The following is a 14,121-nucleotide window of genomic DNA, read 5'->3' as shown; positions in this document are numbered from 1 at the left end:
AAAGCACAAACCATGCAAAAAATATGTATCATAGGGGCGGGACCCTCAGGCATCACTGCGGCAAAAAATCTATTAGATGAAGGTTTGGACATCACCGTTTACGATTACGGCAAGGAAGTCGGAGGAAATTGGGTATTTTCTGAGAATACTTCGCACTCCAGCGTATTTGAAACTACACACATTATCAGCTCTAAAACACTTTCGGAATATGCAGACTTCCCTTTCCCTGCGGACTACCCTGATTATCCTTCGCATTGGCAGTTGGCAAAGTATTTTCAAAGTTACGCCAAGCATTTTGGCTTATACAAGTACATAGAATTTGAAACAGAAGTAACTCATGCTGAACTCAACACAGAAGGGAAGTGGCTGGTAACGAGCCTCAAAAATGGCATAGAAAAAACAGCAGTTTTTGATTATTTGGTAGTTGCTAATGGGCATCATTGGAAGCCCAGAATGCCTGAATACGAAGGAAGTTTTACAGGAAAGTTTATTCACTCACATCAGGTTAAGCGGTTTGCAGACTTCAAAAACGAAAGAGTTTTAGTCATTGGTGGGGGAAACTCTGCTTGTGATGTAGCTGTAGAAACAAGTCGCTTTTCGCAAAGAACAGATTTGAGCTGGCGCAAAGGGTACTGGATTGTGCCAAAGTTTCTCTACGGCGAGCCTACTGATGTAGTAAGTAGTAGGATTCGCTTTCTGCCTAAGTGGTTGTGGCAGAGGCTTTCACAGTTTAGCATTTGGCTCAAATTTGGGAGTTGGGAACGCTACGGATTGCAAAAACCTACTCACCCTATCGGCTATACCCATCCTACTATCAACGACGAGTTGATGTATTTTATCCGACACGGGAAAATTCACCCTAAGAAAGATATTAAACGTTTGGACGGAAAAACGGTGCATTTTATAGATGGCACAAGTGCAGAGTACGATACCATTATTGCGTGTACAGGTTACATTATTGCTCACCCATTCTTTGATAAGGATTTCATTGATTATTCAGAAGGGGAAGTCCCGCTTTATTTGCGAATGTTGCACCCTACAATTAAAAACCTATATTTCATTGGGCTTTTCCAACCTTTGGGCTGTATATGGCCTGCCGCAGAGTTGCAATCCAAAATCATGGCAAGGGAAATCACAGGAAAGTGGCAAAGACCTAAAAATATAGAAGAATTGATAAAAAAAGACTTAAAAAATCCTGACTATCAGCAAGATAAAACACCAAGACATACTATTACGGTGGACTATCATAAGTTTAAGAAAAGATTGTTGAAGGAATTGGCGAGTGCATGAGAGAAATATTAAATCTATACAATTTCAGCTAAATTGGGCTAATTTTTCTTAACTTTGGTATGCTTTTTACGTTAAAAAATGAAAATTACAAAGCATTTCAAATTTTCATTTTAGTGGTATTTTGTCATACAACCAAGTAAGTCATGAAACATTCTCTTTACCTTTTCACTTTTTACTTCTTTGTTCTACTTTTTATTTTTAATGGAGGTATCTCATTTGCCCAACCTATTATCTCCTCTTTTTCTCCAGTTTCAGGGAATTTTGGTTCTACTGTAACCATTAATGGCTCGGGCTTTGCAGTGCCACATACCAATAATGTAGTGTATTTTGGTGGAGCGCGAGCAACTTCCTCCGCAGGAACAGCAACTTCGCTCACAGTAACTGTTCCCGCAGGGGCTACCTCTGTCGCTCCTATTACTGTGGTGAATTTGATAACCAACCTACAAGCCTCTTCTTTGAAGGTAACAGGAACTAATGCCGCCTATTTTACAGTAATCTACAGTACTCCGATTAGTATTACGTCTTCTTCTTTCGTCCAACAAAATATTACTGTGGCTGGTACAGGCGAAGCAGTAGCTATCGGGGATTTTAATGGAGATGGGCGACCTGATATTGCCGTAGGGATTAATGATACTTCCCCTATGGATAACATAGGGATACTGATAAATAACGGTTCGGGCTTTGATGCACCCGTTTACTATGGAAATGCCAATTCGCGTTCTATTTTTAGTATCAAAGCGGGCGATATAGATAATGATGGGGACTTAGATTTGGTGGCTAATACATATAATGTTGGTTCTAATCAAATTCATATCTTGCGAAATGATGGTACAGGCGTGTTTACAGTACTTACTTCTTTTACCAATACAGATACCGCAAGAGAAATTTATTTGGCAGATTATAACAATGATGGCAGACTTGATATTATTACGAATGGGCGTGGTAGGGCGCATTTGACACTTAATACAGGGGGAATGACCTTTGGTACGCCTACACAGATTGGTGGCTCAAATGATTCTGAGAGCATTGCGATAGGAGATTTTGATAAAAACGGAAACTTAGATTTCCTTTCTTGTGCATATAGCCCTAATCAGGTAGTACGCTTTTTAGGCAATGGGGCAGGAGGCTTTGATGCTGGTACTGCCTATGGAGCAGGCACTTCTGCGGCAAATGCAGCATTAGGGTATTTTCTTGGGAGCGATACCTATCCTGATATGGTAGTTAGTCCTTACTTTGGGAGTGCTTTGACTTTGATGCAAAACAATACCGGGGCATTAGGTATGCCTTCTACTATTAGTGCTACTGACCCAAGAGGAAGTATTACCGTAGATTTGAATGGAGATGGCTTGCACGATGTACTTTCTGTAAGGTACGATGCAAGTAGGAATCCTATGATTTTTTTAAATAACGGTTCTGGACTAAACACACCAATAGTGATGACCTCTGCGAGTGCTTCTGGCACAGGAAGTGCCAGATTTGATGCAGCAGATTTTAATGGTGATGGATTTATAGATTTTGTTGCCTCTACTGACGGTTCAGCTATTAAGGTCAATAGATATACTCCTCCTCCAACTTTTTATACTATTGGCAATGCCTCTTGGAACGCCAACGGGAATTGGTCAAGTACAGACGGCGGTCCTGATTGTATTTGTAATCCTGCAGGGGTAGCTAATGCAACTGTAAATATTAAAAGTGGGCATACTGTTTCCGTAGCTACTGCGGCAAACATCGGAACGAGTAATACCATTAATGTAGCTGGTACACTTACCCTTAACAATGGCAATACTAACCCTATCCAAACTTTAATCACTTCAGCAGGTTCTGTCATTAACTTGGTAGCAGGTAATTTTAACTTAGCCAGCCCTGCTACGACCACTATCAACGGAACTATCAATCGCCAAACAACAGGCATATTCCCAGATGGGCTTACTTTTGCCAATGGTTCTGTATATAATCATGCTCGCAATGGGGGGGCAATTCCTACCGCTACTTGGGCAGCGGCTTCTAATTGCATTGTTACAGGCATTATCAATACTTCGCCTACTGGTTTTTCAGGACAGACTTTGGGAAATCTTACTTGGAATAGTACTTCTTCTACTATCAACACAAGTATTTTTTTATCAGGTAGTTCCAATACCCTAACTATTCAAGGCAATTTTGAAATTGCAGGGACAGGCGCAGGAACAGGTTTATCTTTCTATAATGTAGGTACTTTAGGAGGCGGGACAGTAAATATTCTTGGGGACTTTATACACTCTGGTGGAAGTTTTGATATTGCGGGCAATAATGCAAGCATCATTTTAAATATAGATGGGGATTTTTCTAAAATTGGTACCTCTGGCAATTTAGGTCTGGTACGTAGCCAAGCCATATTAGGAGAGGTGTATTTGAAAGGTAACTTTAATCGTACTACAACAGGCTTTTTAAGTGTAGGAACAACTGTCCCTGCTACTGCCAAATTTGTTTTTGTAGGTACAAATAATCAAAGCGTCAATGGACTTGGTTTAACTTTTGGTACGTCGGTAAACTCCACCCTTGAAATAGCTGTGAATAAACCTTCTGGCACGGTAACTCTTAACTCTCCCTTAAACCCAGATGCCACCTTACCTAACGTGCTTAACTTGCAAAGTGGAACGCTTGATGCAGGAAATAACACGATTACGGTTGGGGCATTGCAAGGAACAGGCACGCTAATATTGGGGAATACGGCAACTATGAATATAGTACAACAAAATAGCTCTTTTACAGGTACGCTCAATGCTCAACCCAATAGCCTTATTAATTACAATGGTATTGCTGCTCAAAATATTTTTGCTCCTTCTTCTGGAGGTTATGGAAGGCTGACCCTGACCAATGCAAATATGAAAACCTTATTGGGAAATATTAGCATTGCAGGAAATTTTATCAATAATGCAGGTGTGGCTAATTTCGATGCAACTACAAACAATACCACAGTTACTTTTAATGGAGCTGCCGCCCAAACTGTTACAGGAGCGAGCATTTTTCACAACCTAAGTATTAACCAATCGCTAACCTCTACTGTAACGCTTAATAACCCTACTATAGTTGCCAATAATCTTTCGCTCATGAATGGTATAGTTGTTTTAACCAATGGCAACGATTTGACTGTGCAAGGGGCAGGAGTGTCAATTACAGGGTATAGTAGCTTGAGCTATGTAAGAACAAAAACAGGAGTAAACAATGCTAATTTAGTGCGTACTAATTTGAGCGTTCCCGGAACTCATTATTTCCCTGTAGGCACAGACACAGAAGGTTACAATCTTTTTGCTTTTTCTTATGGGGCTACTCCTCCTGCGGGCAATCATAGTGTAAAGGCTATTTCTGCAACTACTTTCCCTCCGCTTAGTACCTCTTCCAATACCAAAGTGGTGTGGGAAGTATTAAAGCCTGTAGGTACAAATGCCAATATTTTTATGGATTGGCAAGTACCAGCCAATGTAAATGGAGTATTGAACGATGGAGACCCCTTGATAAGGAGCGATGACGGAGGCGCGACTTGGGTAACTACAGGACAAGTTTACAATAATCCACCCTCTACGGGTACTACTTTCACTACCCCTGCTCCCTTTTTTGCGGGGAGTGGCAGCCCTGTGCGCTTTGCCGTAGTCGGCTATACACCTCCCCCACCTACTCAGCCCTTAGGCAACAGGGGTGTATATTTTGACGAGTTGAATGATGGTATGGTAACTATTCCTCCTGTACCTACTACCTCAACTATTACGGTAGAGTTTTGGTATAAATCTCTCACTAATGCAGGCGATGCCGTGCTTGCCATCAATCCTAATGGCACTCAGACAGCATTTTGGGTAGAAAGAGTAGGAAGTAACATTAGGCTAAGTGTAGGGTATGATGGAGGCAGGATAATGAATCTCTTTACTGGCTATACTGTACCTTTAAAACGATGGATACACATTGCGGCAACCTATAATGGTAGTGCTACTGTCTTATACGTCAATGGTATTTTAATAGGTTCACTACCAGCCTCAGGTACGATTAACTCTACAGGAAATTACCAATTTGGAAGTTTTAATGGCTTTACAAGAGCTGGAGAAATAGATGATATCAGGGTTTATACTTCGGTACTGACAGCAACTGCTATACAGACGGATATGGGCTCATCTACACCTAATGGAGCCTTACATTATTTTAATTTAGATGAAAGCACAGGACAAGTACTGACTAATCTGGGAACGAGCGGGGTAAATGGGTACTTGGGGATAACAGCCTCACCAGACTCCTATGATGCACTTTGGGCATTGCGCACCACCAATACTCTTGATGACGGATCTGCTGGTTCTTTGCGTTGGGCTATCAATGAAGCTAACACAGATACAGATACTGATTACATAGACTTTAGTATTCAACAAGATATTCCTACTACTATAAGTACTATTACTCTTACTTCTCCTTTATCTGATATTACACAGTCTATTATCATAGATGGTTACTCAGCCTTTGGTTCTATACCCAATATTAGTGCCTTTAATGCAGGTAATAATGCCCAATTAAGAATAGAAATTAATGCGGTTGGCATAGGTTCACCTACTTTTCCTCTGCCTCTGCATAATGCTTTAACCATTAATAATACCAACAATAGTTTGATTAAAGGGCTATCTATATTTAGCGTGCCTTCTGCATGGGGTTCTCAAAATGCTATTGGTATTAAAGGGACAAGTGCAAATAATGCTATTGAGGGTTGCTACATAGGTTTTTTAGCCGATGGTAGCACTGCACCCGCCAACATGAATGGAGTAGAAATAGGGGGTACTAACAATGTATTAGGCTGGTCAGGAACGATAGACCCTAAAAAGTTCAATGTAATTAGCAATACTATTTTTCAAGGGATAGTAGTGGCTGGTATAAATAATCTTGTTCAAGGGAATTATATAGGGACAGACGTTTCAGGCACAGTCGCAGTGCCTAATGGTCAAAGAGGAGTAGTAGCAACTTCGGCAGGAACAGGCAATCAAATTTTAAATAATCTTATCAGTGGGAATGGTTTTGAAGGAGGGGTATATATCCAAAATTCTGCCAATAATACGGTAGTGCGCGGGAACAGAATAGGAACAAGAGCAGATGGCACAGGAAGTATTCCTAACAACGGCAACGGGATTACAGTAACAGGGAATATATTTTCTGCGACTAATAACACACTCATAGGCGGTACAGGAGCAGGAGAAGCTAATATCATTGCCAATAACAGCGGAGTAGGGGTTTTAATAGAAAATGGAAGTTTTGGCTCCGAAGGAAATAGAATCTCAGGAAATAGTATTTTTGGAAATACAGGCGGAGGTATTGCACTTGTGGGAGGTGGGAATGCAGGGAAGGTTGCTCCATTTATTACCTCTGTTACGCCAACCTTGGCAAGTGGGACTTGCCAAGCGGGAGATACAGTAGAAGTATTCAAGGATAATCCGCAAACAGGCACGACTAACCAAGGTAGAGTATTCTTAGGAACAGCGACCACCATAGGCACTACTTGGACATTCCCGGGAACTTTTGCCGTAGGGGATAGGGTTACTGCCACAGCAACGAGCCTTACAAACAATACCTCTCCTTTTTCCAATGCTTTTATTGTACCTTTCCCTCCACCTGCTATTACTTCTATTTCTCCTACGGAAGGCGCAATAGGTACTCCAATTACCATTAATGGAAGTGGATTTAATCCTAACGCTCCTAACGATGTCTATTTTGGCGCAGTCAAATTAACTGCAAATGCGAATGCCACAGGTACACAAATTACGGTGAACGTTCCTGCGGGAGTAGCTTCTATTTTCCCGATTGTAGTAAGAAATAATGCTAATAACTTGCAAGCAAGCTCGCTTACTTCCTCTACTCCATTGTTTAATTTACTTCATACTCCTTTTTTGAGTATTGCACAGGAAAACTATGCTCATTTGCCTTTTATTAGTACAAGAGATGGGGCTGATGAATTAAGCGTTGGCGATATGAACAATGACGGTAATGCTGATATAGTAGTTTCCAATAGGAATGACTTTACTGTAACCGTACTGTTAGGCGATGGGAATGGTAACTTCCCTACACAAAATAGCTTCCCTGCGGGTAGCGGTTCTACCCCTTTCGCAGGGAAAAATCAACTTGCTGACTTTGATAGTGATGGAGATTTAGATATTGCAGTGATAAATGATGATGATGAGTTAGCTATTCTTTTAAATGACGGTACAGGAACATCTTTTATGCCTACTTATATCTCTACGGATGGTTCTATCCCCGCAGGATTAGCCACTGGTGATTTTGATAAAGACGGAGATATAGACCTCATCATTACCAATGCAGGTTTTGCTCCCATGACCAACTTCATTAATATTTTGCTTAATAACGGTACTGGAACGTCTTTTTCCTCTACTACTATTAACCCTGGGGCAGGTAACTCACCTACTGAAATTGTTACAGGAGATTTTGATGAAGATGGTGATTTAGATGCCGCAGTAATGATTAATAGCAACCTAAGAGCTTTGACCAATGACGGCAGTGGAAACTTGACCTTAGGCAGTGCTATCCATACAGGCGCATTCAATGTAAGGGAGTTAGTAATAGGAGATTTTAATGGTGATAACCATATAGACATCGGTATTTTACAGTATTCTGCGGGAGTAATCATTCTTTTAGGAGATGGAGATTTTAACTTTTCTCCACAGACGGTTTCTACGGGAGCTTTTGCCAGTACAGGAATGAGCATTGCAGATTTAGATGCTGATGGCATAGACGATTTAATCATTGCTAATGGTTATACAGACCAATTAAGGCTCTTGCTGGGTGATAATTCAGGCAGTAGCTTCACTATTATTCCTGTAGATTTATCGCCTTTCGGTGCAGGGAACATTCAAAAGGTAGCTGTTGGCGATTTTGATAAAAACGGGAAACCTGACTTTGTTACTTCTCAATACAGTGCGGGTGGAGTCATTGTTTCTTTGTACGCACTCGCCCCTCCGATAGCCCTCGCCGCTACCAACGTAACTACTGCGGGCTTTTTTGCCAACTGGACAAGTACAGGAGCAGCTACCTATGATGTAGAGTTTGCTAATAACTTAGCTTTTACAGGGGCTACACTTCTTCCAAATCTTACAGGTACTTCTGCCTCTATCAATGTGCCTTCTGCTGGTGCTACCTATTATTACAGAGTGCGTAACACAGGCGCACCTAATTTTTCTAATATAAGAACAGTAGTCGTTCCTCCTGCACCCGGGTCGCATAGGGCTGTACTATTTGACGGAAGTACCTCATACATACAAAGTGATAAACCGCTCGATACTACTTTTGGCACGGGTACATTTACCATAGAAGCATGGATTAAAGACGATGGTGGAGTAGATAGAACCATTGCTCATAGCAACGAACTGACATTTAACTACTTTGATGAAAAATACTGGCGATTTTATGTATCTTCTGGCGACTTGCATTTAGATATTTCTGATGGGGCATCTCCCGCTACTATCGCTACTGGAGGTTCTCCTGTGCCTGCGAATCAATGGACTCACGTAGCGGTAAGTAGAGATGCTACTGGAAATATTACTTTTTATATCAATGGTATTCCGCTGATTGGTGGAGTAAATACTATTGATTTCTCCAATAATGGTTTCTTACGCATAGGTGCTACGCGTGGAACAGTTGGTAGTCCTACTGATGACCCTAACGAACCACCTACAGACGTATTCAATGGAGAAATAGACGAATTGCGCATTTGGAAGATGGCTCGTTCTACGGTTCAGATTCGTAATTTTATGTGTCAAAAATTAATCGGGAACGAAACCAATCTGCTTGCTTACTATCGCTTTGATGAACTTACAGGTATCAAAACTGAAAATAGAGCCATAGGTAGTAAGAGTGAAGGCATTTTCAATGGGGCAGTTAGGCTAATTTCTGGGGCTGCTTTAGGCGATGTAAGCAACCATAGATATGTAACTCCTGGTACGGTGAGTTTTCCTGATTTTTCTGCTTTCTTTGGCACAGGAGGTTTAGACAGGGGAGTGCAAATTTATAAGGTTACAGATGTACCAAATACTTTGACTTTCAGTGGATTAACTTCCATTTTCCCAACAGAGTATTTTGGTGTATTTTTGGTTAATGTCCCTTCTGTGAATATTACTTATGATTATACAGGAAAGCCTTTGCAAAATACGGGAACTGCTACAGAAAATGAACTAAGGTTAGGTAGAAGAGCCAATAATGTAGGAACAGTATGGGATATAGCCTCTAATGCTGGCAATCTCAATACTACTGCCAATACAATTTCTCTACCAGGACTTACAAGTAGGCTCGAGTTCATTGCCGGAAGGAGAAATGTAACCTTACCTTTGCGACCCGGGTCAGGAAATGCTTTGACTTTTAATGGTACAAATCAATATGTAGATTTAGGAAGTAATGATACCTTAGATTTGGCAGGTACCCCCTTTACCTTAGAAGCATGGATAAAAATGCCTGCCACTATTGCCGCACAGCAGCATACTATTTTGGGAAAAGGCATAAATAATACTAATGTTGCTTATCGCTTTGATGTTAGTGGGACTACACGCAGGGCGGGGATTCTTGTAGGGAATGGTATCAGTACGGGTGGTATTACTACTTTGGTACCCATTCCCAATGATGAGTGGACTCATATAGCAGTTACCTATGATGGCTCATACCTCTTGCAAATATACCAAAATGGGGTGTTACAAAACACAGGCATAACCCCCCTAATTATTATTCCTAATGGGACTGATAATGCGAGAATTGGTGCTTCATTGCTTTCTTCTACTAACTTCTTTCAGGGGCAGATAGACGAAGTCAGGATTTGGAGTGTAGTACGTAGTGCTATAGACATCAGAAACACCATGTGTCAAAAACTTACTGGCTCAGAATTAGGTTTAATAAGTTATTACAGACTTGATGAAGGTACAGGAATAAGCACCTATGATTGGAAAAATGGCTTTGATGGTACATTGGTCAATAGCCCTACTTGGATTACTTCTGGAGCGGCTTTGGGGGACATTAGTGTCAATCAATACGACGGAGGAGTATTAGCAAGTGTAGTGGATACAGACCAATTTACAGCAAATTTTGCTACACCCTTAACCGCAGGTCAAGGTGTTCATGTTTACAAGGTCCGGGAAGCCCCTAACGTTACCTTACTTCCTACTGGGGCAACTCTGATGGAAACAAGCAGGTATTTTGGTGTTTTTAAAGTGAATGCTCCCAATGTGGACATTACTTATAAATACGATGCAAACCCCAATATTAATGGAACTCCGCAGGAATTTAGTGCCGTTTTCTTAGAAAGGGACAACAACGCCGACCCTGCTTGGAGTGTGCCTCTTGTGCCTACTAACTTTGGCTTTACTATGCCTTCTAACAAATTCATGAGTCCCCCCACTCCTGCCGTTACGGCGACGCATCGTGAGTTTGTAGTGGCTTTCTCGTCCTCAATGCCGAGTGTTCAGGCATCAAATATTCAATTTACTTCTGTTACTTCTAATAGCATTGGCTTACGCTGGACAAATGGCAACGGTCAAAATAGGTTAGTGGTGATGAGTGCAAGCCCATTTTTTACCCCACCTACCAATGGTTCAGATTATCTTGTAGGGCAGAACATTGGTACAGGACTTGTCATTTACAACGGAAGTGGAAATATTGCTACAGCCAATAACCTTGTTCCAGAAACTCAATACTATTTCCATGTATTCGAATATAATGGTACAGGTACTTCTACTATCTACAACACTGCCCCTGCTATGGGTAATCCTGCTTTTATTTCTACTTTGTCAACTGCTCCTCAAAGCCAGCCAACAGGCATTACCTTTTTTAATATTACCACCTCCACCGCTACAGTTTCCTTTACTCCTGCTAATCCTGCCGCAGAAGGTTACTTAGCAGTAATTCGCAGACCTACAGATGTACCTCAATCGCCTGCTGATGGAGCAGAATACACAGTAGGAACGCGGTTTTTTGGTGGTCAAGTGGTAGTTTTTTCTGGTGCTAATACCTCATTTAATTTGACAGGTCTGCTTCCCGCTACTGTCTATATAGTTGATATTTTTGCTTTTAATGGTAGTGGAAATAATACGGCTTATAATAAAATCAATCCATTGTCAGGCGAGTTCCGCACACTCTCGCCTTTGCCCTCACTCACTTCTATTTCACCTAACTTAAAAACGGTAGGGGATAGAGGCTTTGTTATGCAACTGAATGGGAATGGTTTTATCAGAGAAACGCGGGCTTTGTGGTTTGGGCAACCGCTTGTTACTACTTTCATCAACGCTACTACCTTGACTGCTGAAGTCCCTGATAACCGACTTTTTGAAGCAGGAACTTTCCCTATTTCAGTAACAAATCCTTCGCCCGGCGGCGGAGTTTCTAATTCCTTACCATTTACAGTGATTCCTGTAGTCAATATTCAGAATGTTCCTTTGATTTCTCGAATCGTGCCTCCTGATAAAAACAATCACTTGCTTTATCGCTTAGAATTTTTCAGTACAGGAGGCGAATCTGTATTAGGCTCTCTCAAGTTTACTACGGCAGGAAGCTACCAATTAGCAGATTTAAAGGAAACAGGGTTTACATTATGGTTGTCCAATGATGAAGAATTAGATGAAAAAGATAGAATCTTGCTCACTGCTCGGCGTATCGCATCGGGTTCGCCTCTGATTTTTGATTTATCGAGATTAGCAGAGCAAGTAAAATTCTCAAGAAATGGCAAAGGTTATATTTTGCTTTCCGTGAACATATCCGCAGAGGCAAAGCAAGGCAATGAAATCAAAATCAACAGTGTAAAGTTTGATGACATAGAATTTGCTAATACAGTAACTAAACAAGGTAAAGACCCTGTAGAAGAGGGAATTGCTCAAAAAATTGCCGCCTCTGCACCCTCCCCACAAGACTACTCTGCCTTAGTCAAATTTTTTAATGATATGGGAGGCAAAGATTGGATAGAGCCTTGGGACTTAGAAAAACCTGTAACTACTTGGAAAGGAGTAGAATTAGACGAAGACGGTAACGTCATTGCATTGTCTTTGCCTACCAACAATCTGGTAGGAAAACTCTCTGATGCAGTAATGATTGACGGCATTTTGATAAGTAAAAGTTTGAGATACATCAATCTCTCTGGAAACAAGATTACAGGACAAATTCCCATAAATCTTAAAAATCTCAACAATTTAGAATACTTAGATTTGAGTAATAACCTACTCTCTGGCAAAATTGGTAGTGAAATTAATTCACTTACCAATTTGGTTACTCTTTGGTTAGCTTACAATCAATTTACAGAAATAGACATTGATTTTGCTAAACTTCCTAATTTGAAAAACTTATTTTTACAACATAACAATTTAGAGAAACTCAGCGATAACATAGGAGATTCGCCAAATTTGGAACTGTTGAGCCTACAAGGAAATGAGTTGAAAACTCTTCCCGATGCTATTGGTAAGTTAAGCAAACTCAAATATTTGGATATTTCAAATAATAACTTAGTCGCAGTGCCTCAAAGCATAGTCAATTTGCTTTCTTTGGAGACCTTGCTTATGCACGACAATTTCATTAAAGTCTTGCCCAATGGTATGACCAATTTGCAAAATCTTACTTTGTTTACTACTTATGACAATTTCTTAGAGTTTGGTAGCTTAGAACCCTTGCGAAACTGGTGGGCAGTGGGGCAGCGCAGCGTAAACATTATCTACTCTCCTCAGGGTAAAATTGGGCAACCCCAAGAACTCATTGTCCAAGTGGGTTCGCCTCTTACTTTGAAAATAGAAACCACAGGTACAGCTAATCAGTACCAATGGTTCAAAAATAACGTACCTATTGCGGGGGCTAATAGTGCTACATTTACTATTCCGAGCCTTACCGTACAAGATGTGGGTACTTATATATTGCAAGTCAATAATAGTTTAGTACCTGCTTTGACCTTACAAAGCAACAGCATAATAGTCATAGCGGATTGCGGTCAAGTGCAAGCAGGAAGTAAGCCCCTTATCAGTATAGAAGGAGCGAGCGTTTTTTGTGGCTTAGAGCCTGTTAATGCTCGACTTACTACTCCTGAAAATGCCAATATCAGTGCTTACCAGTGGTTTTTTAACGGTATTCAAATCAGCAATAGCAACAGAAACAATATCTTAGCCCAAGATGCAGGGAGCTATCGGGTACAAATCTTTACAAGGGACGGTTGTAGCTTGCTTTCTGATGAGCTAAGGATTAGCGTGCTTCCTGAATATTCGGTTAATTTAGTGCAAAATCAGCTTACCTTGCAAGCCATCGTAACGGCAGGCAGACAGATAAGCAACTATGAATGGTTCTTGAACGATAGGATTATTCCCGAAGCTACTCAAGGCACGTACTCGCCCGTAGAGGTAGGCACGTACAAAGTGAGGGTTACAGACGTAAACGGTTGCCGTAGCATTTCTAACTCACTCATTGTAAACGTAGTAAGTGCAGAAGAAAATATTTATGAAGGTGAAATCAGCATTTATCCAAATCCTTCTACTGCTATTTTCTACCTTGAATTAGGAGAGGAAAAAGCAAGTAAAATCCAATTATTCAACGCACTTGGGAAATATTACAATGAAAAAATTAAGTCTATAAGTCCAGCAAAGTATCAGATAGATTTAGAAAATCAAGCACGGGGATTGTATTTTGTAGAAGTAATTACAAACAAAGGCAAGATAATCAGGAAGATAGTGAAAGAGTAATACAGAGGATACGAGGAGTAAGAAGCAATATTGATTATTAAAAGTTAAAATATTTGTGCGATTTATCAACCTTTTGCTATCTTGTACCGTCTATATTTTGATATAAAAATATTTACTTCCTTTCTGATTG

The 14,121-nt window shown here is 40.7% G+C and carries 2 protein-coding genes; both read left to right on the top strand.

What is annotated here, in order from left to right:
• The first annotated feature begins 12 nt into the window (after positions 1–12).
• Positions 13–1,290, top strand: coding sequence for a flavin-containing monooxygenase (locus BM141_RS02625; protein WP_091539538.1), 1,278 nt, complete (start codon positions 13–15; stop codon positions 1,288–1,290).
• A gap of 143 nt (positions 1,291–1,433) precedes the next feature.
• Positions 1,434–13,991, top strand: coding sequence for a LamG-like jellyroll fold domain-containing protein (locus tag BM141_RS02620; RefSeq protein WP_091539535.1), 12,558 nt, complete (start codon positions 1,434–1,436; stop codon positions 13,989–13,991).
• The last annotated feature ends 130 nt before the right edge of the window (positions 13,992–14,121 follow it).

Source organism: Thermoflexibacter ruber (assembly GCF_900113045.1).
Taxonomy (GTDB): Bacteria; Bacteroidota; Bacteroidia; order Cytophagales; family Thermoflexibacteraceae; genus Thermoflexibacter; species Thermoflexibacter ruber.
Note: the sequence above shows the minus strand (reverse complement) of the source record. Positions and strands in the feature narration are given on the sequence as shown.

Bases quoted from the DNA above. Each gene is read 5' to 3' on its own strand.
- BM141_RS02625 (WP_091539538.1), top strand. From the start codon at position 13: ATGCAAAAAATATGTATCATAGGGGCGGGACCCTCAGGCATCACTGCG.
- BM141_RS02620 (WP_091539535.1), top strand. From the start codon at position 1,434: ATGAAACATTCTCTTTACCTTTTCACTTTTTACTTCTTTGTTCTACTT.